The 22098-nt window shown below is 60.5% G+C and carries 21 protein-coding genes; 16 read left to right on the top strand and 5 right to left on the bottom strand.

Annotated features, from left to right (window positions below; translation table 11 throughout):
• Positions 1–99: 99 nt before the first annotated feature.
• The 5 genes from EAH78_RS04440 (at position 100) to EAH78_RS04420 (ending at position 4566) form a co-directional block, all read left to right on the top strand.
• The gene (locus EAH78_RS04440; RefSeq protein WP_140666134.1) at positions 100–987 is read left to right on the top strand and encodes an acyl-CoA dehydrogenase; all 888 of its coding nucleotides are present in this window, start codon (positions 100–102) and stop codon (positions 985–987) included.
• A gap of 166 nt (positions 988–1153) precedes the next feature.
• Positions 1154–2248: a serine hydrolase domain-containing protein gene (locus EAH78_RS04435; RefSeq protein ID WP_140666132.1), complete on the top strand. Its 1095-nt coding sequence runs from the start codon at positions 1154–1156 to the stop codon at positions 2246–2248.
• A complete protein-coding gene (locus EAH78_RS04430; RefSeq protein WP_140666130.1) occupies positions 2245–2562 on the top strand; it encodes an amidase in 318 nt (105 codons plus the stop codon). Before EAH78_RS04435 ends, EAH78_RS04430 begins: the two co-directional genes overlap by 4 nt.
• Before the next feature lie 253 nt (positions 2563–2815).
• Complete coding sequence (locus EAH78_RS04425) at positions 2816–3406, top strand: YceI family protein (RefSeq protein WP_140666128.1); 591 nt, start codon at positions 2816–2818, stop codon at positions 3404–3406.
• A gap of 2 nt (positions 3407–3408) precedes the next feature.
• Positions 3409–4566, top strand: coding sequence for a phospholipase D-like domain-containing protein (locus EAH78_RS04420; RefSeq protein WP_140666126.1), 1158 nt, complete (start codon positions 3409–3411; stop codon positions 4564–4566).
• A 203-nt stretch (positions 4567–4769) separates the two neighbouring features.
• Here EAH78_RS04420 and bglX read toward each other — a convergent pair whose 3' ends face one another.
• A complete protein-coding gene (bglX, locus tag EAH78_RS04410; RefSeq protein WP_140666124.1) occupies positions 4770–7061 on the bottom strand; it encodes a beta-glucosidase BglX in 2292 nt (763 codons plus the stop codon).
• Positions 7062–7297: 236 nt separating this feature from the next.
• Here bglX and EAH78_RS04405 point away from each other — a divergent pair, with 236 nt between their 5' ends.
• The 4 genes from EAH78_RS04405 (at position 7298) to EAH78_RS04390 (ending at position 10853) form a co-directional block, all read left to right on the top strand.
• Complete coding sequence (locus EAH78_RS04405; RefSeq protein WP_140666122.1) at positions 7298–7906, top strand: LemA family protein; 609 nt, start codon at positions 7298–7300, stop codon at positions 7904–7906.
• Positions 7907–7940: 34 nt separating this feature from the next.
• Positions 7941–8696, top strand: coding sequence for a TPM domain-containing protein (locus EAH78_RS04400; protein WP_140666120.1), 756 nt, complete (start codon positions 7941–7943; stop codon positions 8694–8696).
• 28 nt (positions 8697–8724) lie between these two features.
• A complete protein-coding gene (locus EAH78_RS04395; protein WP_140666118.1) occupies positions 8725–9342 on the top strand; it encodes a TPM domain-containing protein in 618 nt (205 codons plus the stop codon).
• A gap of 296 nt (positions 9343–9638) precedes the next feature.
• A complete protein-coding gene (locus tag EAH78_RS04390) occupies positions 9639–10853 on the top strand; it encodes a class I SAM-dependent methyltransferase (RefSeq protein ID WP_140666116.1) in 1215 nt (404 codons plus the stop codon).
• Positions 10854–10927: 74 nt separating this feature from the next.
• On the opposite strand, the gene EAH78_RS04385 is transcribed toward EAH78_RS04390, so the two are convergent.
• Positions 10928–11818, bottom strand: coding sequence for a DMT family transporter (locus EAH78_RS04385; RefSeq protein ID WP_140666114.1), 891 nt, complete (start codon positions 11816–11818; stop codon positions 10928–10930).
• Between the two features lie 290 nt (positions 11819–12108).
• Here EAH78_RS04385 and EAH78_RS04380 point away from each other — a divergent pair, with 290 nt between their 5' ends.
• From EAH78_RS04380 to EAH78_RS04370, 3 genes are all read left to right on the top strand, one after another.
• Positions 12109–12690 carry a DJ-1/PfpI family protein gene (locus EAH78_RS04380; protein WP_140666112.1) on the top strand — a complete coding sequence of 194 codons (582 nt, stop codon included), beginning with the start codon at positions 12109–12111 and terminating at the stop codon, positions 12688–12690.
• A gap of 14 nt (positions 12691–12704) precedes the next feature.
• On the top strand, positions 12705–13010 hold the full coding sequence (locus EAH78_RS04375; protein WP_140666109.1) for a ribbon-helix-helix domain-containing protein: 306 nt from the start codon (positions 12705–12707) through the stop codon (positions 13008–13010).
• Between the two features lie 181 nt (positions 13011–13191).
• Entirely contained in the window at positions 13192–13536 is a 345-nt protein-coding gene (locus tag EAH78_RS04370; RefSeq protein ID WP_140666107.1) for a YegP family protein, read from the top strand.
• Between the two features lie 186 nt (positions 13537–13722).
• Here the strand turns inward: EAH78_RS04370 and EAH78_RS04365 are convergent, their stop codons facing one another.
• Complete coding sequence (locus EAH78_RS04365) at positions 13723–14742, bottom strand: DUF4917 family protein (RefSeq protein WP_140666105.1); 1020 nt, start codon at positions 14740–14742, stop codon at positions 13723–13725.
• A 156-nt stretch (positions 14743–14898) separates the two neighbouring features.
• Here EAH78_RS04365 and yiaY point away from each other — a divergent pair, with 156 nt between their 5' ends.
• Positions 14899–16047, top strand: coding sequence for an L-threonine dehydrogenase (yiaY, locus tag EAH78_RS04360; protein ID WP_140666103.1), 1149 nt, complete (start codon positions 14899–14901; stop codon positions 16045–16047).
• On the opposite strand, the gene EAH78_RS04355 is transcribed toward yiaY, so the two are convergent.
• Both EAH78_RS04355 and EAH78_RS04350 read right to left on the bottom strand, forming a co-directional pair.
• Positions 16044–17210, bottom strand: a complete 1167-nt coding sequence (locus EAH78_RS04355; protein WP_140666101.1) for an MFS transporter — start codon at positions 17208–17210, stop codon at positions 16044–16046. The genes yiaY and EAH78_RS04355 overlap by 4 nt on opposite strands.
• Before the next feature lie 18 nt (positions 17211–17228).
• Positions 17229–18461: an aminotransferase class I/II-fold pyridoxal phosphate-dependent enzyme gene (locus tag EAH78_RS04350; protein ID WP_140666099.1), complete on the bottom strand. Its 1233-nt coding sequence runs from the start codon at positions 18459–18461 to the stop codon at positions 17229–17231.
• Positions 18462–18660: 199 nt separating this feature from the next.
• Here EAH78_RS04350 and EAH78_RS04345 point away from each other — a divergent pair, with 199 nt between their 5' ends.
• From EAH78_RS04345 to EAH78_RS04335, 3 genes are all read left to right on the top strand, one after another.
• Positions 18661–19569, top strand: coding sequence for a LysR family transcriptional regulator (locus tag EAH78_RS04345; protein WP_140666097.1), 909 nt, complete (start codon positions 18661–18663; stop codon positions 19567–19569).
• Between the two features lie 241 nt (positions 19570–19810).
• A complete protein-coding gene (locus tag EAH78_RS04340; protein WP_140666095.1) occupies positions 19811–21004 on the top strand; it encodes a CaiB/BaiF CoA transferase family protein in 1194 nt (397 codons plus the stop codon).
• Positions 21001–21927, top strand: coding sequence for a hydroxymethylglutaryl-CoA lyase (locus EAH78_RS04335; protein ID WP_140666093.1), 927 nt, complete (start codon positions 21001–21003; stop codon positions 21925–21927). The genes EAH78_RS04340 and EAH78_RS04335 overlap by 4 nt, the downstream gene beginning before the upstream one ends.
• Positions 21928–22098: the final 171 nt, after the last annotated feature.

The following is a 22098-nucleotide window of genomic DNA, read 5'->3' as shown; positions in this document are numbered from 1 at the left end:
TTTATGCAGCCGTTTTGTGCAAGGTCAGGCTATGTAGCCCCGGTGTCATCGCCATTAAGCTTTGGTGATGCTTATATGACAGCCTACGAGGAGCCTCTTATGCCCTGGCAAAACCTGTTGAACCGCCACGAACGCCTGCCCGCCAACGCAGATCTGGCGGAAGGTTTCGTGACCTTATTGCACCAGTTGGGCATGGTGACGCCGTTTGAACTGGCCGTGGCTGGCGGGCGTTTGATGGCCACGCCGGGGCTGGCGTTTCTGGTGGGGTATCAGGCGGCGTTGCGCATGCTCTGGCCGAGCGCACCGCTGAGCCTCGGCGCGCTGTGTGCGACTGAACAGCGCAGCCTGCGACCGGCGGACATGCACACCCGCCTCACCGATTTACGCCTGAGCGGGCGCAAGGATTTCGTCACCGCCGGTGATGCCGCCGAATGGCTGCTAATCGCGGCCCGCAGTGAAGCGCCCGGAGACCCTGTACGCCTGAGCCTGGCGGTGGTCTATCCCGGTGAGCCCGGAGTGCGTCTGGAAAAACTGCCGGCGATCGCGCTGATGCCGGACATCAGTCATGGTCGGTTATTTCTCGACAATGCCCAGTGCGAGTTGTTGGCGGGGGATGGCTGGGATGCTTACGTCAAACCGTTCCGCACCCTTGAAGATGTGTACGTATTGAGCGCGATGACGGCGTGGTTGTATGGCATTGGACAGGACAGTGACTGGCCGCAAGCATTGCAGTTGCGGATACTGGCGTTGCTGGCCGGGTGCGCGGAAGTCAGCCGGCAGGCGCCGAACAATGCGGCCGGGCATGTGTTGCTGGGTGGGTTGTTTGCGCAGTTCGAGGGGCTCAAGGTCGAGATCGATCAGGCGCTGGCCGATGGGTCGCCGCATTGGGCGGCGATGTGGCAGCGGGATCAGGCGGTGATGGAGTTGGCGGCGGGGGCCCGGGGGAAGCGGTTGGCCAAGGCATTAGCGGGATCTTCATTGAGTTGACTGGCCCCTTCGCGAGCAAGCCCGCTCCCACATTAGATTTGTAGATGACGCAGATCTAATGTGGGAGCGGGCTTGCTCGCGAAGGCGGCCTCCAGAGCAACACAAACCCAAAAACTGTCATCAACCTCAACTAGGCTCAGCAAGTTAATCCTCCCGAGCCCACGCCATGTTCAAAGGCTTGTCCCTGATTGTCATGCTGCTGCTCAGCCACCCGGCCCACGCCGAAAACTGGCCAGCCGAGCAATGGTCAACCGGCCCGGTCATCACCGGGCCAGCGCTTCAAGCCCTGGAAACCTATGCCTTTCCACCCCGCGACGACAGCACCCGAACAGGCATCCGCACCGACGCCTTGCTGGTGATTCGCGACGGACAATTGATCTACGAACGCTACGCCGGCCCGACCACCGCCGACACGCCGCACCTGACCTGGTCCATCAGCAAAAGCTTGATGGCCACGGTGCTGGGAGTGGCGTATGGCGAAGGACTGTTCAAACTCCAGGACCCGGTGCAGACGTTTTATCCGCCGATGAAAAAACACCCCGACGTGACGATGGCTGACCTGCTGCATTGGGCTTCGGGGCTGGATTGGCAGGAAGACTATGAATACGCCCCGTTAAAATCTTCGGTGGTGGCGATGCTCTACACCCGTGGACATCAGGACATGGCCGCGTTCACCGCCGAGCATGCCGAGTACGCCAAGCCCGATCAGGCTTTTCGTTACTCCAGTGGTGACAGTGGTCTGCTGGCTGCCGCCCTCAAAACCATCGTCGGTCCGAAACGTTATCCGGACTATCCCTGGACCGCGCTGTTCGACCCCTTGGGCATTCACCACGCCGTCTGGGAAACCGATGCCACCGGTGTTTTCGTCGCGTCGTCTTACGCCTACCTGACGGCTCGGGATCTGGCGCGAGTCGGTCTGTTGATGGCGCGCGACGGTCGCTGGCAGGGTCGTCAATTGCTGCCTGAAGACTGGGTCGCCTTCAATCGCCAGCCGTTTGCTCACTACAAAGCCCATCAGGATGACGCCGTTCCCGGCGGTCAATGGTGGCTCAATCGCGCGGTGGATGGCGCCGCGCAACCCTGGCCCGATGCTCCCGCCGATACCTACGCCGCACTGGGCCATTGGGGCCAGGCGATGTACGTGATCCCCAGCGAAAACCTGGTGATCGTGCGCTATGGCGATGATCGCGACGAGAGCTACCAGCACAACGATTTGCTCAGACTCGCGCTCAAGGCTTTTGCTCAGAAGGTGCAGCCATGAGTTTTCTTCGGAGTAGACCGTTCAGCGCATTGTTCCTGGTATTGCTGCTCGCGCTGCTCGGCTGGATCTGGCAGGAGCGCGTGGCGCTGTGGGCGTTCCCCGACATCATCAGCGCCTACACTGCCAAGGAATATTGCTCGTGTCGGTATGTGATGAACAACGAGGCCCGGTATTGCCACAGCTACGTAAAGCAGTGGCTGCCCACCAGCCGCTTTGTCGATGACGCCTCCAGCAAACGCGTCACGGTCAGCGGCATGGGCCGCAGCAACAGTGCTGTGTGGATGGGTGAACGCCAAGGCTGCCGCCTGCAATAGTGATTGCGCTGCAGCTTTCTGTGGCGAGGGGGCTTTTGTGGCGAGGGAGCTTGCTCCCGCTGGAGTGCGAAGCGCTCCCAAAATCATCAAACTGGTTTCTCCAGTCAGAAAGCGGATGCTGGTTTTGCGGCTGCTTCGCAGCCGAGCGGGAGCAAGCCCCCTCGCCACAAATGCTCAGTGGCAGTGACGGACAGTTTGCATCTTGCTCACGGGCGGTTAAGGTTCGTGCAGGTTTATCTGCAAATGAGTCTCTATGTTCAACCGCTCCCTCTGTAAAACCCTCGCGTTCCTGCTGTTGGCCTGTGCCACGCTGTCGGCCCATGCCGATTGGTATCTGGACGGCGAGTCCTCGCGGTTGTCGTTCATCAGCACCAAAAACGCCAACCTCTCCGAAGTGCAGCGTTTTCTGGTGCTGCACGGCAAGGTCGACGCCAAAGGCCTGGCCGAGGTGGAAGTCGAGCTGGAGTCGGTGAACAGTGGCATCCCGTTGCGCGATGAACGCATGCGCAAGGAGCTTTTCGAGATCCAGACCTTTCCCGAAGCGTTGATCACCGCACAGATTGATCTGCGCCCGATCAACGACCTCGCGCCCGGCGCACAGTTGGAGTTGCGCTTGCCGCTGACCGTCAACCTGCATGGCAAGCACCATCAATACAACGCCGAACTGTTGGCGACGCGTCTCGATGACCGACGCTTTCAAGTGGTAACGCTGGAGCCGCTGGTGATCAATGCCGAAGATTTTGATCTGGCCCCCGGGCTGGAAGTGTTGCGCAAGGTCGCCGATTTGTCGGCCATCAGCCTGTCGGTACCGGTGGGTGCGGTACTGATTTTCACGGCGCGCTGACCATGGCCGGCGCAATCTTTCCCTGGCGTGAAGGTAACCACTTTGAGCTGCTGATCGACGGTCCGCAGTTTTTCCCACGCATGCTGGTCGCGATTGCCCGCGCCGAAGAACAGGTCGAGTTGGAGTTGTATCTGGTGGAGGCGGGCGCCTGCGCCGAAGCCATGGTGCAAGCCCTGGTGTCGGCAGCCGAGCGCGGTGTGCGCGTGCGCTGCCTGTTCGATGACTATGGCAGCCTGGCGTTCACCCTGACCTTGCGTCAGCGCCTGACGGCGGCCGGGGTCGAACTGCGTTTCTACAATCGCCTGAACTGGCGGCGTTGGGTCGGCAACTTCTACCGCGATCACCGCAAGCTGTTGCTGGTCGATCAAAGTCTGGCGGTGGTCGGTGGCACGGGGGTCACTGATGAGTTCTGGACGCCGGGTGAAGACACCAGTGAATGGCACGAAGTGATGGTGGAAATCACCGGGCCTTTGGTCATTGACTGGCAGTTGCTATTCGACCGCCAATGGATCGCCAACCGCCATCGGCGCGCCTGGAAACCGGCTTCGCATTTCGGTTTGCCGCGCCTGCCGCGAGTACCGTCGGTGGGTGAAGGCATGGGCCGGGTGGCCTATGCGGACGCCCGCCAGCACCGTGACATTCTGCAATCGCTGGTTCGCGCGTTGAACAGCGGCCAGCAACGTATCTGGCTGGCGACGCCGTACTTCCTGCCGACCTGGAAAGTCCGCCGCTCGTTGCGCCGAGCCGCCGCCCGGGGTGTTGACGTACGCCTGTTGTTGACCGGGCCACGCACCGATCACCCGTCAGTGCGCTACGCCGGACATCGCTACTACCCGCGACTGCTCAAGGCCGGGGTCAAAATCTTCGAGTACCAGCCGTGTTTCCTGCACCTGAAAATGGTCCTGATCGATGATTGGGTGAGCATCGGCTCGTGCAATTTCGATCACTGGAACCTGCGCTTCAACCTGGAAGCCAACCTTGAAGCGCTGGACCCAGGGCTGACGCTGGCAGTGGCGGGGAGTTTTGAACGGGACTTTGCGCAGAGCCAGGAAGTGAGCCTGGAGGCATGGCAGCGCCGACCGCTGTGGCGGCGGGTCAAGCAACGGGTCTGGGGATGGGTGGATCGGCTGGTGGTGAATCTGCTGGATCGCCGCGGATAGCCACCACACCGCAAAACCCCTGTAGGAGCCGAGCTTGCTCGCGCAGGGGTACAGCGGCGATTACAAAGTTTGTATGCAACCCCAATCAAATGTGGGAGCGGGCTTGCTCGCGAAGGGGGCGTGTCAGTCAACGATGATGTCGACTGACACTCCGCTTTCGCGAGCAAGCCCGCTCCCACATTGGGTATGCGTTGCCTGGGGGATTACAGCAATTCAAAGCTCTGCTGCGTCACGTCCTGGGAGTCCAGGCCGATCTGCACGTTGAACTTGCCCGGCTCGGCAGCGAACTTGAGCTGGGTGTTATAGAACTTCAGGTCGTCCTCGGTGATGGTGAAGTGCACGACTTTCTGTTCGCCGGCCTTGAGCATGACTTTCTGGAAGTTCTTCAGTTCCTTGAGCGGCCGGATCATCGAGCCGGTCACGTCCTGGATGTACAACTGCACCACGGTTTCTCCGTCACGCTTGCCGGTGTTTTTCAGCGTGACGATGGCGTCGAGCTTGCCAGTCTTGTTCAGCGTGGTCGACGACAGGGCCATGTCGCTCAGGCTGAAATCGGTGTAGCTCAAACCGAAACCAAACGGGAACAGGGGACCTGTGGTGTCATCGAAATACTGCGAGGTGTAGTTGCCCGGTTTGCCCGGCGTGAACGGCCGGCCAATGCTCAGGTGATTGTAGTAGGTCGGAATCTGACCCACCGAGCGCGGGATGGTGATCGGCAGTTTGCCCGACGGGTTGTAGTCGCCGAACAGCACGTCGGCGATGGCGTTGCCGCCTTCTGTGCCGGTGAACCAGGTTTCCAGAATCGCGTCAGCCTGTTCTTTCTCTTCGAGAATCGACAGCGGACGGCCGTTCATCAACACCAGCACCAGTGGCTTGCCGGTGGCTTTCAAGGCGCGGATCAGTTCGCGCTGGTTTTGCGGAATGTTGATGTCCGTGCGGCTCGACGATTCGTGCGACATGCCACGGGATTCGCCAACCGCTGCCACCACTATGTCAGCGTCCTTGGCCGCTTTCACCGCTTCGTCGATCAACACGTTGGCCGGACGCGGATCATCCACCACTTCCGGGGCGTCGAAGTTGAGGAAGTTCAGGTAATCCAGCATCTTCTTGTCGCTGGTGATGTTGGCGCCACGGGCGTAGATCAGCGCCGATTGCGAACCCAGTGCAGCGGTCATGCCGTCGAACAGCGTGACCGATTGCGCAGGGCGACCGTTGGCGGCCCAACTGCCCATCATGTCGATCGGTGCCTTGGCCAGTGGACCGACCAAGGCGATTTTTGCGGTTTTCTTCAGCGGCAGGGTTTCGCCCTGGTTCTTCAGCAACACCATGCTGCGGCGCGCGACATCGCGGGCCTCGGCGCGGTGCAGACGACTATCGGCGTTGGTGTCGGCCGGATCATCTTCAGCCTTGCCGATGCGCAGGTACGGGTCCTTGAACAGGCCCATGTCGTACTTGGCGGCGAGCACTTCACGCACGGCGTTGTCGATGTCGCTTTGCTCGATCTCGCCTGCCTTCAACAGCCCCGGCAGCTCTTTGCCGTACAGGGTGTCGTTCATGCTCATGTCGATGCCGGCCTTGATCGCCAGCTTCGCGGCTTCGCGACCGTCAGCGGCCACACCGTGTTTGATCAGCTCGAAAATCGCCCCGTGGTCGCTGACCGCCAGGCCTTTGAAGCCCCACTCCTTGCGCAACAGGTCATTCATCAGCCAGGTATTGGCGGTGGCCGGCACGCCGTTGATCGAGTTCAGGGCAACCATCACCCCGCCGGCACCGGCGTCAATCGCCGCGCGGTACGGAGGCAGGTAGTCCTGGTACATCTTGACCGGGCTCATGTCGACGACGTTGTAGTCGCGACCGCCCTCGACCGCGCCGTACAAGGCAAAGTGCTTGACGCTGGCCATGATGCTGTCGGCCGAGTTGGCGCCTGAGCCCTGGAAAGCTCTGACCATCACGCCGGCAATGCGCGACACCAGATAAGTGTCCTCACCGAAGCCTTCTGACGTACGGCCCCAACGCGGATCGCGGGAGATGTCGACCATCGGCGCGAAGGTGAGGTCGACGCCGTCCGATGAGGCTTCCTTGGCGGCGATGCGCCCGGACAGGCCAATGGCGTCCATGTCCCAGCTCGAGGCCAGGGCCAGCGGGATCGGGAAAATGGTGCGGTGGCCGTGGATCACGTCGTAGGCGAAGAACATCGGGATCTTCAACCGGCTGCGCATGGCCGCGTCCTGCATCGGACGGTTTTCCGGGCGGGTGATCGAGTTGAACGTGCCGCCGATGTTGCCGGCCGCGATTTCCTTGCGGATCAGTTCGCGTGGCATTTCCGGGCCGATGCTGATCAGGCGCAATTGGCCGATCTTTTCATCGAGGGTCATCTGCTTCATCAGGTTGCTGATGAAGGCGTCCTTGTTCTCCAGAGGTGCGGGCGTCGTGGCGGCCAATACGTTATGACTGGCCAGGCTGACGAACAGGCCCAGCAAACACAGCTTCTTCATGAATAGTTTTCTCAAAAGCCTAAACGGCCGTGAATACGCGCCGGTCAGCCAAAAGTTAGGGAGCGACTATTGTTGTTCAGGTAAATGCAGCACACTTCTGCGTGTTTTTTGTGCAGGGGCATCTTTTAGCCCATTGGCTCGATGCAATCCAGTGGCGGCGACAGATTATGCCCCAAGTGCCCGGTCAGAAGGGTGTGATTGGTTTTTCAACGGAATGTGCCAGGGGAGTGACCCAGATGAATGCAAGACACCACTATCGCTCGAGCCTGCAGGTTGCAGCCTTGATGTTGCTGACCACGTTGCTCGCGGGCTGCGGCATCAACACGATTCCGACCCTCGACGAGCAGGCCAAGGCCGCGTGGGGCCAGGTGCAGAACCAGTACCAGCGCCGCGCCGACTTGATCCCCAACCTGGTGGAAACCGTCAAAGGCTATGCCAAGCATGAAGAAGAAACCCTGACCGCGGTGATCGAAGCACGGGCCAAGGCAACGTCGATTCAGGTGGACGCCAAGACCCTGGATAACCCGGAAAAGCTCAAACAGTTCCAGCAGGCCCAGGATCAACTGACCGGCGCCTTGAGCCGTTTGATGGTGGTCTCCGAGCGTTATCCGGACCTCAAGGCTAACCAGAACTTCCTCGCCTTGCAGTCGCAACTTGAAGGCACCGAGAATCGCATCGCCGTGGCCCGTCGTGATTTCATCCTTGCGGTGCAAAAGTACAACACCGAGATTCGTACCTTTCCCGGTCGCCTGTGGCACAGCGTGATGTACAGCGATTTGCCGATTCGCGAAACCTTCGAGGCGACCACTCCGGATGCCGATAAGGCGCCTCAGGTAAAGTTCTGACCGGCTAAAAGCATCACCACGGATGAGGTTGCCAATGCGCGTGTTGAAAGTGGGGCTGATGCTGTTGCTCTGGGTGTGTGCCCTGACGGCGCAGGCCGAGTTGAAGTTTCCGCCGTTGACCGGGCGGGTGGTCGATAACGCCCAGATGATCGAGCCGTCGGTGCGCGAGCAACTGACACAGCAACTTCAGGCCCATGAAAGCGCCACCGGCGAGCAGTTGGTGGTGGTCACGTTGCCGGACTTGCAAGGCACCGATATCGCGGACTTCGGCTACCAACTGGGGCGTGCCTGGGGCATTGGCCAGAAGGATAAAAATAACGGCGCGCTGCTGATCGTCGCGCGCGATGAGCGTAAATTGCGCATCGAAGTCGGCTATGGCCTCGAAGATCGCCTGACCGACGCGCAAAGTTCGGTGATCATCAATCAAGTGATCACCCCGGCGTTCAAGGCTGGCAACTTCAGCAAAGGCATCAGCGACGGGGTCGCGGCGATGCTGGTGGTGTTGGGCGGCAGTCCGCTGGATGAACCCTCGACGGTCTATGAGCCGCGAGGGAATGAGGACAGCGACTTCGTGGCGCGCCATCCCGGCGTCTTCGTGTTTCTGGTGATGCTGTTCATCCTGACGATTTTTGTGTTGCAGATGCTCGGGCTTCTGCCCGCCGGCCGAGGGGGCTCGGGCGGATCGGGCGGTGGTTTCGGCGGTGGTGGTTTTGGTGGCGGCGGTGGAGGCGGGGGCTTCAGCGGCGGCGGGGGCAGTTTCGGGGGCGGCGGTTCGTCGGGCGGCTGGTGATAACAATAATGAGCAGGCACTTTTCAACATGGCATTACTGACTGAACACGAACAACGCAAAGTCGCCGAGGCGATTGCCCGGGTCGAGCGCGATACCGACGCCGAACTGGTGACCGTGCTCGCCGCCCGCGCCGATGACTATGCGTACATTCCACTGCTGTGGGCCAGCCTGCTGGCGCTGATGGTGCCGGGGATCGTGCATTACCTCAGCGGCTGGCTGACCTTGCACAGTCTGCTGCTGGTGCAATGGATCACCTTCATCGTGCTGTGTCTGGTGTTCCGCCTCCCGAAAGTCACCACGCACCTGGTCCCGCGCTCAGTACGGCACTGGCGCGCCTCGAACCTGGCGCGCCGGCAATTCCTGGAGCAGAACCTGCACCACACAGTCGGTAGCACCGGGATGCTGATTTTTGTCTGCGAAGCGGAGCGCTATGTGGAAATCCTGGTGGATGAAGGGATTTCCAAACGGCTGGACAACAAGAACTGGGATTCGATTGTGGCGGCGTTCACCCAGCAGGTGAAACAGGGACAGACGTTGCAAGGGTTCGTGACCTGCATTGAGGCGTGTGGCGAGTTGCTCAAAGTGCACGTGCCGGTGACGCAGGTGCGCAATGAACTGCCGAACCGGTTGGTGGTGTTGGGCTGACCAGGCTTCATCAGTCAATCTGACACACTCATTGTGGCGAGGGAGCTTGCTCCCGCTCGACTGCGCAGCAGTCGCAAAACCGTCCACTCTGTTTGTCTGACAGACCGCAGCTGCTGGTTTTGGGGCCGCTTCGCGACCCAGCGGGAGCAAGCTCCCTCGCCACAAAAGCCTACCCGGCACTTATGTAGTCTTGCCCAGCATTCGTGCCGTTCGGGAAATTACCCGTGCCCTGCATCGACATCCCCCCTAAAATACCCGCCATTCCCCGATTCGCTCCGCCCGAGGCCGTTTTGCCCATGTCCGTCACCGCCACTCCCGCCAGCCTCGCGCCGGATCACCACGCGCAGTTCATCGACCTGCTGCAAACCAGCCTCGACGCCAATGCCTTCATCAAACTGGTGCTGGCCAAGTACGTCGGCACCGAAGCGGATTTGCAGCGCCTGATCATCAAGCAGCTGACGGTCAAGGATCAGCCTTGCCTGTCCTTCGTCTACCGCTACAAAACCCGCGACATCACCAAGAACCTGCCGCTGGCCGAAGGCGTCGCGACCCTCGCCGCGCTGCTGCCGGCTTCGTTCAAAAATGCGCATTTGCTGTCATTGACCGACGAAGCCCAGCTCGAATACAGCAAAAAGGGCAAGTCTTCACTGTTCAAGAGCAAACCTCAGCAATTGCGTGAAGTGCCGTCCGCCGAGCACAACCGCGAGAAAAACCGTTTCCTCGATTTGAGCCGGCCATTCCTCGCCGACCTTGGCGTGACCAACAGCAAGCACGAGCTGATCCCGGCGATGTCGCGCAAGTGGAAGCAGATCAACAAGTTCATCGAAGTCTTCAGCCATGCGCTGACCACCTCACCGCTGGCGCTGGACAAGCCGGTGCAGGTAGCGGATTTCGGTTCGGGCAAGGGTTATCTGACGTTCGCCATCCACGACTACCTGCGCAACACCTTGAACGCCGAAGGCGTGGTGACGGGTGTCGAGCTGCGCGAAGAAATGGTCAACCTGTGCAACGCCGCTGCGGCAAAACTCGAGCACCCGGGGCTGGTGTTCAAGTGCGGTGACGTGCGCAGCGTGGCGCCGAGCGAGCTGGACGTGATGATTGCGCTGCATGCCTGCGACATCGCCACCGACTATGCAATCCACACCGGCATCCGCTCCGGCGCTTCGATCATCATGTGCTCGCCGTGCTGCCACAAACAGATCCGCCTGCAGATCCAGAGCCCGGCACTGCTCAAGCCGATGCTGCAATACGGTTTGCATTTGGGCCAGCAAGCGGAAATGGTCACCGACAGCTTGCGCGCGTTGTTCCTCGAAGCCTGCGGTTATGAAACCAAGGTGTTTGAGTTCATCTCGCTGGACCACACCAACAAGAACAAGATGATCCTGGCGGTCAAACGCGCCGAGCCGGTGGACCCGGCCCAGCTGTTGGTGAAGATTCAGGAGCTGAAAGCGTTCTATCAGATCACTGAACACTGCCTCGAAACCCTGCTGCGGGCTGACGGCTACCTCTGATCCTTGTAGGAGCCCGGCTTGCCGGCGATGGCGATTTCAAAGGCGCCATCGCCAGCAAGCTGTGCTACTACGGATTAGGCTGTGGCCACTCGCGCTGGTTTGACTGTGGTCTTGCGGCCCAGCATCACCGTCACGATCACCCCGGCAGCAAACAGCCAGGTGATCGGCTCGATGTGTTCACCAAAGAACAACGCCGAAAACGCAATCGTGAAGAAAATCTGCAACAACTGAATTTGGCTGACCCGGGCTATGCCGCCCATCGCCAGACCGGCGTACCAGGCAAAGAAGCCGATGAACTGCGAAAACAGCGAGACATAACCAAACGCCCACCAGGTCTTCGCCGAAATCTCGCCTTGATGTTGCAGCGCCAGATACACCACCGGCCCTATCAACAGCGGCGTCGACAGCACCAATGCCCAGCAGATCACCTGCCAACCGCCCATCTCCTTGGCCAATCGACCGCCCTCGGCATAACCCAGCCCCCCCACCGCAATCGCCCCGAGCATCAACAAGTCACCGGCCTGAATGCTGCCGGCACCGCTGATCAGCGCGTAACCCAACACCAACGCACTGCCCAACGCGGCGCAGGCCCAGAAGGCTTTCGACGGTCGCTCATGGGAAAGCCATGCGGCGTACAGCGCCACGCACAGCGGTTGCAGGCCGTTGACCAAGGCACCGTGGGACGCCGGCAAGGTTTGCATGGCCCACGCCGACAACACCGGAAAACCAAGAATGACCCCGGCGATCACCAGCGTCAGGCCTTTGACCTGTTTCCAGGTCGGCCATTTCTCCCGTCGCCACAGCAACAGGATCGCCGCTGGCACCGCCGCGAACAGCGCCCGGCCGAGGCCATTGAGCAGGGGATGCAGTTCCTGCACGACGATCCGAGTGAAGGGCAGGGTGAGGCTGAAAATCACAACGCCGAGCAGGCCGAGGGCCATGCCGGTGTTTTCGCGCGAGGACATGATGGGGGACCAGAATTCAGGGTGGTGGGAAGAGTCTTCATCTAGCCACAAACCGCGGCGGCTGCGCTGTTACAGCTAGGCGCAGAGTTATCCGTACAGTTTGAAGGCCCCTTCGCGAGCAAGCCCGCTCCCACATTCAACCGCAGTCCACTTGGAGGAACGCGGTTGAATGTGGGAGCGGGCTTGCTCGCGAAGAACGATAACGCGGTAGTAGCTGGTTATTACCCGACCCTCAGGATAAGGACTACCTTGAATACTCCTGCCAATGTTCCCCCAAAGGAGTCCTCTCCATGGCTGCCAAGAAAATCCTGATGCTGGTCGGCGATTACGTCGAAGACTATGAAGTGATGGTGCCGTTCCAGGCGCTGCTGATGGTCGGTCACACCGTCCACGCCGTGTGCCCGGACAAAACCGCTGGCCAGACTGTGCGTACGGCGATCCACGATTTCGAAGGCGACCAGACCTACAGCGAAAAACCCGGCCACCTGTTCGCCCTGAACTTCGACTTCGCCAAAGTCGCTGAGTCTGACTACGACGCGCTGCTGATCCCCGGCGGCCGTGCGCCGGAATACCTGCGCCTGAACGAAAAAGTCCTGGACCTGGTTCGCGCCTTCGACAAGGCTGGCAAGCCGATTGCCGCCGTGTGTCATGGCGCGCAATTGCTGGCAGCGGCTGGCGTTCTGGAAGGCCGCGAGTGCAGCGCTTACCCGGCCTGTGCACCGGAAGTGCGACTGGCCGGCGGTACGTTCATCGACATCCCGGTGACGCAGGGCCATGTTCAAGGCAATCTGGCCACTGCCCCGGCATGGCCGGCGCACCCGAACTGGCTCGCCGGTTTCCTCGGGTTGCTGGGCACCAAAATCACGCTGTAACGAGGGACCTGTCCATGTGCGAGCTTTACGTCAAAGCCGATCCGATCCTCTACGAATCGCGCTCCCGCTCGCTGCGCATCTGCGGGGTGGTCACCACCCTGCGGCTGGAGAATCAGTTCTGGGACATCCTCAGCGAAATCGCCGAAGTCGATGGCATGACCACCAACCAGCTGATCGCCAAGCTGTATGAAGAGGTGATGGACTACCGGGGGGAAGTGGTGAATTTCGCGTCGTTTTTGCGGGTGAGCTGTATGCGGTATCTGAGTCAGCGGCGGGTGGCTGCGCCGGAGTTGTCGGTGGTTCGGGCGGTGGCTAAGTAGCGAATACCGCGTCGACTCATTCGCGAGCAAGCCCGCTCCCACATTTAATCGCATTCTCATGAGCGACTCGGTCAAGTGTGGGAGCGGGCTTGCTCGCGAAGGGGCCGCTACAGGCGACAGAATCAGCAGGCTGGTCTTTACTCTGAAGCGCGAAACCTCTCAATCGCCAAGGAGAAAGAGCATGTCCGGATGGTACGAAGTGAGCAAAAGCAGCAGTGGCCAGTTCAGGTTTGTCCTCAAGGCCGCCAACGCCGAAACCATTCTGACCAGCGAGCTGTACACCACCCGCGCTGCTGCCGACAAAGGCATTGCATCGGTTCAATCCAACAGCCCGCTGGATGAACACTACGAGAAAAAGACCACCAAGGATGGCCATCCTTACTTCAACCTCAAGGCCGGTAACCACGAGATTATCGGCGGCAGCGAGTCTTACTCCTCCGCTTCCGCGATGGAAAAGGGCATCGCCAGTGTGAAAGCCAACGGGCCGACCACGGTGATCAAGGACAAGACCTTGCCGGTGCTCTAACTAGCGCCGACAACCAAATGTGGGAGCGGGCTTGCTCGCGAAGGCGGCTTAATATTCAACGATGATGTTGAATGTCAAACCGCTTTCGCGAGCAAGCCCGCTCCCACATTTGACCGCGTTTGATCCGAAGGAACGCGATTGAATGTGGGAGCGAGCTTGCTCACGAAGGCGTCAGCCGCCTCGCAGCTAAACCTCAACGGGAACCGTAAGCTTCGGATTCCCCAACGCATGCGTCTTCGAATCAAAAAACCGCAGCTCTGATCCCGTCCCCTCGAACACCTTCGAGTAATGCCGCTTCTGATGCTGGATAAACGCCTTGCTGCGTGGATTAATCGAGATCGCCACCACCGACGGTTTCGCCTGGCGCAACGCGTGAACGATATGGCTGTCCTGCTCACCCAGCGCATGACCAAAGACGCACAACCCATCGCCATGCCCCAACAACTGGTCATAACAAAACGACAGGTAATCCGAGCTGCGAATGGTCTTGAGCTTGTCCTGCGCCGGCCCTTCGTTCACGAACAGCGGCACGTCATCCAGGGTCTTGATCGTGTTGTTGATCGCGAAACTGCCGAGCAGCGTGCCCTCGGTCGACATCAGCTTGCGCGCCGTGCCGTCCTGATTGCGCACCAGGTGCAAACCACCGTGCAGGTACAGCAAACGGGTTTTATCGGTCGCCGTGGCACTCAAGTCAAAGCCCGGCTCGGCGCCCTGGAACAGGTCGGTGATCGCGTCCGGCTGATGCTGAATCGACCAGTAGTTGAGCAAGTCATAGTTGGTGGTAAACACCGTCCGATAGTTGCCCAGTTCCGAACGGATGGTCGCCAGCGTCGAAGGCACCACCAGCCGCCACGGAATATGCACCGCGTGCACGGTGTTGATCAGCGCTTCCTTGATCGCGTAGTAGCGATTGCGCGGTGCGGCGGAGCTGACGGCCAACGCCTTGTTCACGCGGCTGGTGGTTTTCAGCGCGCTCAGCACCTGTTCGAAACTGCGCGTCTGCATCGCCTCGAACACACTTAGCTCGGACTGGCTCAGCGGTTTTTCTTCGACGGTGCGCGCATTCTCGAACAGCGAGTCGTAACCAAAATCGTCCCACACCGCCCGGCTGGCGCCGTTGCCGACCAGCAGGCCGCTGAACGAGGCGGTGGCGCGCAAGGCGTTCCAGTCTTCAAGTTGGGCATCAACATCCTGGAAATCGGTCATTGCGGTCAAAGTCTCAAAGCAAAAGGTCTGATGGGCGGCGACTTTATCACGACCATGACTTGAGCCAGATCAAGTTACGGCGTGAGCGAAGGGTCGATGCTGTGGGCGTCCCGCTGGATCGGCGTCGCCGATTCGGCCCAGCCAGGAGAATCGCTCATGAGCAGCACGTTTTTCATTCCCGCCGTGAACATCATGGGTACGGGTTGCCTCGACGAAGCCATGGACGCCATTGGCAAGTACGGCTTTCGTAAAGCGCTGATTGTCACCGATGTTGGGCTGGCCAAAGCCGGCGTAGCGAAAATGATTTCGGGAAAACTGGCGATGCAGGACATCGACTCGGTGATCTTCGACGGCGCCAAACCCAACCCGAACATGGCCAACGTCGAGCTCGGCCTGGGCTTGTTGAAGGAAAGTCGCTGCGATTTTGTGGTGTCTCTCGGGGGTGGTTCGCCCCACGACTGCGCCAAGGGCATCGCGTTATGTGCGACCAATGGCGGGCAGATCCGCGATTATGAAGGTGTCGATCAATCGAGCAAACCACAGCTGCCGCTGATCGCGATCAACACCACCGCCGGCACCGCCAGCGAAATGACACGTTTTTGCATCATCACCGACGAATCGCGCCACGTGAAAATGGCCATTGTCGATCGCAACGTCACGCCGCTGCTGTCGGTCAACGACCCGGCGCTGATGGTCGCCATGCCTCATGGGCTGACGGCAGCCACCGGCATGGACGCATTGACCCACGCCATCGAAGCGTACGTCTCCACGGCCGCTAACCCGATCACAGATGCCTGCGCACTGAAGGCGATCACGTTGATCAGCAACAACCTGCGGCTGGCCGTGCGCGACGGCAGTGACATGGCTGCGCGGGAAAACATGGCCTACGCGCAATTCCTGGCTGGCATGGCGTTCAATAACGCGTCCCTGGGTTATGTTCACGCCATGGCTCACCAATTGGGCGGGTTCTACGATTTGCCTCATGGCGTCTGCAACGCGGTACTGCTGCCCCACGTTCAAAGCTTCAACGCTCAGGTTTGCGCCCCGCGCCTGACCGACGTGGCTCATGCGATGGGCGCCGATATTCGTGGCCTCAGCCCTGAAGAGGGAGCTCAAGCGGCTATTGCGGCGATCCGTCGACTGTCCAGTGATGTGGACATCCCTGCCGGATTGCGTGAGCTCGGCGCCAGACTCAACGACGTCCCCATGCTTGCCACCAATGCGCTGAAAGACGCCTGCGGTTTTACCAATCCGCGGGCGGCGGATCAGCGCCAGATCGAGGAGATTTTCCGTAACGCCTTTTAGGCCGTTTTGCGAGCGGGCGCGAGCATGACACACAGCATCGCGCCCAACGCCAGCAAGGTGCAGAGCAACGACAACGGCCATGCCTGCTGACTGGCGATCAGGCTGGCGATACCGCCGATAACGGCAGCCATCAATTGGTGGATGAAGCCGCTCAACGCCATCGCATAAGCTCCGCCAACCGGTGAACCGTCGTTGGCCAGCGACAGGCTGATCGGGTACGTCAACGACTGCCCGAACACCGCCACGCAATAGGGCAGCCAGAACAGCAGCGCGATGGCGGTGCCGACGATGCTGCCCAGCAACATCACCGCACTCCCTGTCAGCACTAAAGCGACGCCCGCCGTCATCAGACGGCGCTGTCCGGTGCGCAGTACCAAGGCATTGACCCCCAGCGCCCCCAGAAAATACGCCGCGCTGATCGGCCAGCCCAGCAAGCCGTATTCCACGGCCGACCAGTTGAACGGGCCTTGCAGAATCAGCGGTGCGGCGGTGTTGAAGGCGATGATCACCCCATAACCGAGGCCACCTGTGAGGGCCGGCAGCAAGAAGGCACGATCGCGCAGAATGCGCCAGTAACTGGGCCACGCAGACGACTGAATGTTGTCCTCGGTCAGCACCGCGAAAGAAACCCGTGCCACGACTGTCGCCATCAACAGGCTCGTGCCACCCAGCAGATAGAAAATCGCCGACCAGCCCAGCGCCACCTGGATCACCGACCCCAGGTACTGGCCGATGCCCAGCGCAATCACGAACGAAATCGAAATCCACGACAACGCCTTGGCCAGAAGGTCACCGCGGAAACTGTCGCGGATCAACACCCGTGCCATGACTGAAATCCCGCTGGCACCAATGCCTTGAAGTAGCCGAAAAAACAGAAACGCTTCAAGCGTCTGGCCCAGCGGCAGTGAAAGGTTGGCCAAGCCATAAATGCTTAGCGCCGCGAGCAGCACCGGTTTGCGGCCGATGCGCTGGCCGAGGCTGCCCCAGAACAACATCGGCAGCGCCATACCGATCAGATACACCGCCAGTCCCCAGGACACCTGCGAAGCGTCGGCAGACAGATGCCGAGCCATCTCCGGCAGCGCCGGCAGGTAAATGCTCATGCCTAACTGCGCGAGAAAAACCGTGCTGCAGGTGACGAGGAGGGTGGTGCTGCTCTTCATGGAATCATCCCTGGATGTCTAGCGGGCGTCCCCGGTGCATGTGCGCAAAAGCTCGGTGACGAGTTCACAAAAATGTCGAATCAGCGTCGGCTCCATGTCGGCGCGCAGCGTGATTCTGATGGCGGCCTTGCCTTGTGCAACCACGGGGAAAAACACGGCCCAGGTAAAGAAGCCGAGGTTGGATAACTCGATTGCAATGCGGTTGGCCAGCCTCGCTTCACCGCAGTGGATCAAGCGAATCGCCATGTTGCTGCCGTATTGTGCGGTTCGAATCAGGCTGTCGAAGAGGCGGATATTAACCTGAAGTTTTTCCTGTAACGCAGTAAATGCAGGCGTGTGATGCAGCTGGATGGACGCTCTACCCGCACCGATGGACGCGCTGTTCAGGCTTTGCGACCAGTTGCTGGGGCCGCCGTAGCGTTGAATGAGCTTTTTCTGCCGTTCATTGCCCAGCATCACCAGCCCGCCGCTGGCGCCAAATGACTTGGCCAATGAGGCGACAATCAAGGCGTCATCCGCCAGGGACTGCAACCTGGGGCGCACGAGGCCCGCACCGAAAGTGCCAACAGCGGACAACGCGTGGGAGTCGTCGAGGTAAAGAAACAGGCCATAGCGGTCCTTCAGGTACATCAGGCTGTCCAGGTCGGCGACCCCGCCCATGCTGTACGCGCCGTCGGCCACATACGCGACCCTGGTATGTTGCTGGCACTGCGTTTCCAGAAAATCCATGTCGTTGTGCGGGCTGGTCACGACCCTGGTTTCGTCGGCGCAGGCGGCTTTGAGGTGACTCATCGAATAGTGCGCCAAGCGGTCGAATACCATCACCGGCGGCCGGTTTTCGGTGAACACGCCGCTGGCCAGCAGCGGCAGGATGCCGGCACTCGCCGCGCTGCACGACAAGGTGCTCAGGCACGTGGCGCCGAACAACGCTGACAGCTCGGTTTCGTACTGATCGAGGATCGCCAGTTTGCAGCGGTTTTTCGAGTTGGCGATGCGCAGGGTGCCGGTTTCCCACAAGGTGGTCATGGCGCCGTCGAGCAGGTCGGGATGGTGATCCAGGCCTAGATAGGAAGTGGTGCAGAAGTGATGAAAGGCGCGTCCGTGCTGGTCAACCATGCGGTTGCTGCTTCTGATGTCGACATTCAGTCCCGCGACCTTTCCGGCTTCCGCGGTTTCCCAGTCGTGATCGGCCAGCGAGATCAGTTTTCGATAGTTGGTGAAGGTGTTGGCGGCGTTTGTTGTCTGGTCCATGTGACGTGTCTGTCCTTGAGTGATGAAACTGTCCGTGTGTTTCCAGACTTTACAGCGTGCGGCGTGGGCGCTGAATCGGCCGTTTCCTGTTCGGTTGAGTGTTACAAGAGATTTACGTGTAGGGCGATGGCGTGTGAGGTTGTGGGCCAAAACCGGGCTATCCTGCCGACTCAGCCGAACTGAAGTCATCGAGCCCTCCATGCTGCAAAAAAGCCTGATCCGCCGTCTCGACCTGATCACCCTCCAATTGTTCGTCGCCGTCCACGAAGAAGGCACGCTGACCCGCGCGGCTACTCGTGAAGCGATTGCAGTGTCGGCGGCCAGCAAACGCTTGATGGAACTGGAAGAGGCACTGGGGATCAGTCTGTTCGTGCGCCAGGCCAAAGGCATGACCCCGACACCGGCAGGTGAAACGCTGCTGCACCATGCCCGACAGATGCTGTTCAACGTTGAGAAAATGGGCCTGGAGCTGGGTGAGCACAGCCACGGCATTCGCGGTTATGTGCGGATGCTCGCCAACCTGTCGGCGATCATTCAGTTTTTGCCCGAGGACTTGCGGGACTTTTCCGAGCGCCATCCGCAGGTCAAGACTGACCTCGAAGAACGCCCCAGCAGCGGGGTGATCCAGGGGGTGCTGGATGGGGTGGCGGACTTGGGCATTTGCTCCATCGACAGCGACATCAAGGGTTTGCACAGCGTGCTGTACCGTCAGGACAAGTTGATGGTGTTGATGCTGCCCGATCATCCGTTGGCCCGCCGTTCGAGCCTGGCGTTTGCGGACACGCTGGACAGCGATTACGTGGGGCTGCATTCAGCCAGTTCGATCAACATGCGCACCCATGCGGCGGCGCGTCAGGCGGGCAAAGTGTTGCGGCTGCGCATTCATGTGCCGGGTTTTGATGCGATGTGCCGGATGGTCCAGGCCAACATGGGCATCGGGATTTTGCCGCAGAAGGCTTATGAATTATTTGGCCGGGCGTTGGGGCTGCATGCGGTGCCGTTGACGGATGAGTGGTCGGATCGGGCGTTGATCATTGTGGTGCGGGATGAGGCGGGGTTGTCGCCGGTGAGCCGGATGTTGTTTGAGCAGTTGCGTGGGGTGGTCTGATGTTTCTTTAGTGGCTGTGCCGGCCCCTTCGCGAGCAAGCCCGCTCCCACATTCAACCGCATTCTCATGGAGGAACTCGGTTAAATGTGGGAGCGGGCTTGCTCGCGAAGGCGGTCCTCAGGTCGTGGCAATCCCGGGAGCGTTCGCGTTTCACGAACGCCCGTTGCCAACTGAAGGTTGGATTCCTTAACCCCGGCTCCTCTAGCCTTGGCGCCTATTCCAAGAACAAGAGGTATCCGCGATGACTGCCCCGTTAAGTGCAATCAAAGTGATCGAGATCGGCACGTTGATCGCCGCCCCCTTCGCCGCGCGCATGCTCGCCGAGTTCGGCGCCGACGTGATCAAGATCGAAGCCATGGGCCAGGGCGATCCCCTGCGCAAATGGCGCAAGCTGCACGAAGGCACGTCGTTGTGGTGGTACCTGCAATCGCGCAATAAGAAGTCCCTGGCACTCAATCTCAAATCCCCCGAAGGCATCGAACTGGTCAAGCAACTGGCGACCAGCGCCGACGTGCTGATCGAAAACCTGCGCCCCGGCGCCCTGGAAAAACTCGGGTTGGGCTGGGACGTGTTGCACGCCCTCAATCCCAACCTGACGCTGGTACGGATTTCCGGTTACGGCCAGACCGGCCCCTACCGAGATCGCCCGGGATTCGGCGCCATCGGCGAGGCCATGGGCGGGATTCGCTACACCACCGGCACCCCCGGCTCACCGCCAGCGCGGGTGGGCGTCAGCCTCGGCGACTCCCTCGCCTCGCTGCACGCAGTGATCGGTGCCTTGATGTCGTTGCTGCGGGTCAAGACCGGGCAGGGCGGCGGGCAAGTGGTCGATGTATCACTGGCCGAAAGCGTATTCAACGTCATGGAAAGCCTGGTGCCGGAATACGACATGCTCGGCCATGTCCGTGAGCGCAGCGGCGGTGCCTTGCCGGGCATCGCCCCGTCCAATACCTATCTGACGGCCGATGGCGCTTACGTGGTGATCGCCGGCAACAGCGACCCGATCTACAAGCGCTTGATGGAGGTCATCGGCCGGCGCGATCTGGCGGATGCGCCGGAATTTGCGCATAACGACGGCCGTGCCTTGAAAAGCAATGTGCTCGACGCCGCGATTACCCACTGGACTAGCAGCCTGCCGATCGACGCTGTGCTGTCGGCGCTGGAAGCCGCAGAAGTCCCCGCCGGGCGCATCTATTCGGTGGCCGACATCGTCGCCGACCCGCATTATCAGGCGCGGGAGATGTTGCTCAGCGCCGACCTGCCGGGCGGCGCAACAGTGAAAATGCCGGGCATCGTGCCGAAACTCTCGGAAACCCCGGGTGGCGTGAACTGGTCGGGGCCGAGTCTGGGCCAGCACACCGACGGGATTCTCGCCGGGCTGGGCCTGACGGACGCTGATATCGAACGCCTGAAAACTGAAGGGGTGGTGCAATGATCACTGATTTTTCCCAGACCCTGATCGTTCAGGAAGTCTCGCCGCGCGACGGTTTGCAGATCGAGCCGACGTGGGTTGAAACCGTCGACAAGATTGCCCTGATCGATCAATTGTCGCTGGCCGGGTTCAGCCGTATCGAGGCCGGTTCGTTTGTCTCGCCCAAGGCTATTCCGGCGTTGCGCGATGGCGAGTCGGTGTTCAAGGGCATCACCCGCCAACCGGGGGTGATCTACGTCGCGTTGATCCCCAACCTCAAGGGCGCGCAACGGGCGTTGGCGACGCGGGCCGATGAGCTGAACCTGGTAATGTCCGCCAGCCAGACCCATAACCTGGCGAACATGCGCATGCGCTGCGAAGACTCGCTGGCCGCGTTCGGCGAGATCGTGCACTACGCCGGCGGCACGCAGGTGCGGCTCAACGGCAGCATCGCCACCACGTTTGGTTGCCCGTTCGAAGGCAGGATTGATGAGGATCGCGTGCTGCAAATCGTTGAGGCCTATCAAGAACTCGGGATTCAAGGCATTACCCTGGCCGATACCACTGGCATGGCCAATCCGCGACAGGTCGACAGGTTGGTACGACGGGTGTTGCAACGGGTTTCGCCCGCGGATTTGACCCTGCATTTCCACAACACCCGCGGCCTCGGCTTGTGCAACGTGCTGGCCGCTTATGAGGCCGGTGCCCGACGCTTTGATGCCGCGCTCGGCGGGCTTGGCGGTTGCCCGTTTGCGCCGGGTGCCTCGGGCAATATCTGTACCGAAGACTTGGTCAACCTGTGCGATGAAATCGGCATTCACACCGGCATCGACCTGCCGCTGCTGCTGCGATTGTCCCGAGGGTTGCCCGCGCTGCTGGGCCACGAAGTGCCGGGTCAACTGGCCAAGGCCGGCCGCAATTGCGACCTGCATCCGACGCCTTCCTGACCCACCCAAAATCCCCATGTGGGAGCGGGCTTGCTCGCGAATGCGGTCTGACATTCAGCATTGTTGTCGACTGACACACCGCCTTCGCGAGCAAGCCCGCTCCCACAGTAAAGCTCCTCTACAGTCCCACTCAACCAGACAACAAAAACAATCGGACACCCACGGGAAGTC

The sequence above is a fragment of the Pseudomonas arsenicoxydans genome (assembly GCF_006438915.1).
GTDB lineage: Bacteria > Pseudomonadota > Gammaproteobacteria > Pseudomonadales > Pseudomonadaceae > Aquipseudomonas > Aquipseudomonas arsenicoxydans_A.
This window is presented reverse-complemented; position numbering and strand designations above follow the sequence as displayed.

What these genes read in the sequence shown, in the direction of transcription:
- EAH78_RS04430 (WP_140666130.1), top strand. Translation starts at nt 2,245, where the DNA reads ATGAGTTTTCTTCGGAGTAGACCGTTCAGCGCATTGTTCCTGGTATTG.
- bglX (WP_140666124.1), bottom strand. Translation starts at nt 7,061, where the DNA reads ATGAAGAAGCTGTGTTTGCTGGGCCTGTTCGTCAGCCTGGCCAGTCAT.
- EAH78_RS04395 (WP_140666118.1), top strand. Translation starts at nt 8,725, where the DNA reads ATGGCATTACTGACTGAACACGAACAACGCAAAGTCGCCGAGGCGATT.
- EAH78_RS04390 (WP_140666116.1), top strand. Translation starts at nt 9,639, where the DNA reads ATGTCCGTCACCGCCACTCCCGCCAGCCTCGCGCCGGATCACCACGCG.
- EAH78_RS04345 (WP_140666097.1), top strand. Translation starts at nt 18,661, where the DNA reads ATGCTGCAAAAAAGCCTGATCCGCCGTCTCGACCTGATCACCCTCCAA.
- yiaY (WP_140666103.1), top strand. Translation starts at nt 14,899, where the DNA reads ATGAGCAGCACGTTTTTCATTCCCGCCGTGAACATCATGGGTACGGGT.
- EAH78_RS04420 (WP_140666126.1), top strand. Translation starts at nt 3,409, where the DNA reads ATGGCCGGCGCAATCTTTCCCTGGCGTGAAGGTAACCACTTTGAGCTG.
- EAH78_RS04435 (WP_140666132.1), top strand. Translation starts at nt 1,154, where the DNA reads ATGTTCAAAGGCTTGTCCCTGATTGTCATGCTGCTGCTCAGCCACCCG.
- EAH78_RS04380 (WP_140666112.1), top strand. Translation starts at nt 12,109, where the DNA reads ATGGCTGCCAAGAAAATCCTGATGCTGGTCGGCGATTACGTCGAAGAC.
- EAH78_RS04375 (WP_140666109.1), top strand. Translation starts at nt 12,705, where the DNA reads ATGTGCGAGCTTTACGTCAAAGCCGATCCGATCCTCTACGAATCGCGC.
- EAH78_RS04355 (WP_140666101.1), bottom strand. Translation starts at nt 17,210, where the DNA reads ATGAAGAGCAGCACCACCCTCCTCGTCACCTGCAGCACGGTTTTTCTC.
- EAH78_RS04350 (WP_140666099.1), bottom strand. Translation starts at nt 18,461, where the DNA reads ATGGACCAGACAACAAACGCCGCCAACACCTTCACCAACTATCGAAAA.
- EAH78_RS04385 (WP_140666114.1), bottom strand. Translation starts at nt 11,818, where the DNA reads ATGTCCTCGCGCGAAAACACCGGCATGGCCCTCGGCCTGCTCGGCGTT.
- EAH78_RS04405 (WP_140666122.1), top strand. Translation starts at nt 7,298, where the DNA reads ATGAATGCAAGACACCACTATCGCTCGAGCCTGCAGGTTGCAGCCTTG.
- EAH78_RS04370 (WP_140666107.1), top strand. Translation starts at nt 13,192, where the DNA reads ATGTCCGGATGGTACGAAGTGAGCAAAAGCAGCAGTGGCCAGTTCAGG.
- EAH78_RS04335 (WP_140666093.1), top strand. Translation starts at nt 21,001, where the DNA reads ATGATCACTGATTTTTCCCAGACCCTGATCGTTCAGGAAGTCTCGCCG.
- EAH78_RS04425 (WP_140666128.1), top strand. Translation starts at nt 2,816, where the DNA reads ATGTTCAACCGCTCCCTCTGTAAAACCCTCGCGTTCCTGCTGTTGGCC.
- EAH78_RS04365 (WP_140666105.1), bottom strand. Translation starts at nt 14,742, where the DNA reads ATGACCGATTTCCAGGATGTTGATGCCCAACTTGAAGACTGGAACGCC.
- EAH78_RS04440 (WP_140666134.1), top strand. Translation starts at nt 100, where the DNA reads ATGCCCTGGCAAAACCTGTTGAACCGCCACGAACGCCTGCCCGCCAAC.
- EAH78_RS04400 (WP_140666120.1), top strand. Translation starts at nt 7,941, where the DNA reads ATGCGCGTGTTGAAAGTGGGGCTGATGCTGTTGCTCTGGGTGTGTGCC.
- EAH78_RS04340 (WP_140666095.1), top strand. Translation starts at nt 19,811, where the DNA reads ATGACTGCCCCGTTAAGTGCAATCAAAGTGATCGAGATCGGCACGTTG.